The following is a 1800-nucleotide window of genomic DNA, read 5'->3' as shown; positions in this document are numbered from 1 at the left end:
ATCTTGAACAGGTCGAAAACCGAAAGGAACACGCGGCGTTGTCTCCTGGAGTCAGGTCGAGGACTACATATAGGAATTCCCACGATGTTTCCGCTCTTTTGGAAATCGCGGCGCTGCACCCGCCGACCTTGTTTGCTCCGGCAGCGACATTGGTACGATCGCTGTATGCGGACATCGAAGCGATTGCGCTGAATGTGATAAATTCAGTCCATGGGCGATTCCCTCGATCTTTCGACAGCCGATCTCGCGGCGCTGGCCTTCTTCCTCGTCGCGTGGCTGCTGCACACGTTCGCCTCCGACGGCAAGCTGGTCAGCCGCATGTCGCTGACGACGGCGATGAATGCACAGCGGCAAGCCTGGATGCGGACCATGGCCGAGCGCGAGATCCGCATCGTCGACACCGCCATTATGAGCGGGCTGCAGCAAGGCACCGCCTTCTTCGCCTCCAGCTCGCTGATCGCGATCGGCGGCTGCTTTGCCTTGCTCGGCGCGTCCGACCGGGTTCTTGAAGTGCTCAGCGACCTGCCCTTGGGTGGCGCGCCGTCGCGCGCGGCTTTTCAGATAAAGGTGTTCGGACTGGTGCTGATCCTGGCGTTTTCGTTCTTCAAATTCGGCTGGGCGTACCGGCTGTTCAACTATTGCACGATCCTGATCGGCGCCGTGCCGATCCCGCATGGCGAAGCCTCACGCAATCCTGTCACCGAAACGGCGGTGTGGCGTGCGGCGCAAATGAACATGCTGGCCGGAAAGCACTTCAACTCCGGCCTGCGCGGGGTGTTCTTCTCGATCGGTTATCTCGGCTGGTTCGTCGACCCCATGGTGTTCGTGTTGTCGACGCTGTTGCTGCTGGCCGTTCTGGTGCGGCGCCAGTTCTTCTCGGCCGCCAGGCAGGCGGTGATCGGTCAGCCGCCTGGAAAAGGCTGATCGATCCGGCCAGACAGCCAATAGGCAAAAAGCCCGATCCATTCGCGGATGGCCATGGTGGTGGCCTGCAGTGAGTCGGCCGGATTATCGCGGAACAGCCCGATGCCTTCTTTGCCCGAGGTGCGATAGTCGACCGGCCAGGGAACGGTGGCGAAGCCGGCCTTGTCGAACAGCGCCTTGGCGCGCGGCATATGGAAGGCTGAGGTCACGAGCAGCCAGGTCTCGCCGGGCTTCGGCGTGACCAACTCCTTGGTGAAGACCGCGTTCTCATAGGTGTTGCGGGATTTGTTCTCCAGGATCAGACGATCGGCGGCCACGCCAAGCGCGGTGAGCAGGCGCGGCGCGGTTGCGGCATCGCCCTCGCCATCGAGAAACAACGCGCCGGTGCCGCCGGAGACGACCACCTTGGCGGTGGGAAAGCGCCGGGCCAGAACTGCGGTCTCGACCATCCGATCGCCGCTGCTGTTCAACTCATAGCCGCCCCGCGCCAGATTGATGGCGCCCTCAAAGCCGCCGCCGAGCACGACGATGCCGTCGACCTTTGCCGGCAGCGGCGGGCGCGCGAAGCGCTCTTCCAGCGGATTGAGCATCATGGCGCCGAGCGACGTCCAGGCTGACAGCGCAAGGATCAGAAATGCCAGCAAGCTGCCGGTGGCCGCCAGCCGCCGGCGCCCGATCATGGCCGCGAGCAGTCCCGCCAGCAGCAGGAAGATCGCCAGGTTGAGCGGCTGGATGAAGAACCAGAAGATCTTGGACAGGTAGAAGAACATCGCTCACCCCATTGCAGCGCCGCGCGGGCGTGGGCGCTCAAAGGACGCTAACACTTTGATTTTGCGCAGGATCCTTCCGAAAATCGATTCCGACTTTCAGGGCATG

At 62.6% G+C, this 1800-nt stretch carries 2 protein-coding genes; one reads left to right on the top strand and one right to left on the bottom strand.

Annotated features, from left to right (window positions below; genetic code table 11):
* Positions 1–210: 210 nt before the first annotated feature.
* Positions 211–924, top strand: coding sequence for a DUF599 domain-containing protein (locus EN984_RS33335; protein WP_027161543.1), 714 nt, complete (start codon positions 211–213; stop codon positions 922–924).
* On the opposite strand, the gene EN984_RS33330 is transcribed toward EN984_RS33335, so the two are convergent.
* Positions 903–1694, bottom strand: coding sequence for a YdcF family protein (locus EN984_RS33330; protein ID WP_127276740.1), 792 nt, complete (start codon positions 1692–1694; stop codon positions 903–905). The genes EN984_RS33335 and EN984_RS33330 overlap by 22 nt on opposite strands.
* Positions 1695–1800 lie beyond the last annotated feature (106 nt).

This window comes from Mesorhizobium sp. M7A.F.Ca.CA.004.12.1.1, assembly GCF_003997835.1.
In the GTDB taxonomy this organism is placed as follows: domain Bacteria; phylum Pseudomonadota; class Alphaproteobacteria; order Rhizobiales; family Rhizobiaceae; genus Mesorhizobium.
This window is presented reverse-complemented; position numbering and strand designations above follow the sequence as displayed.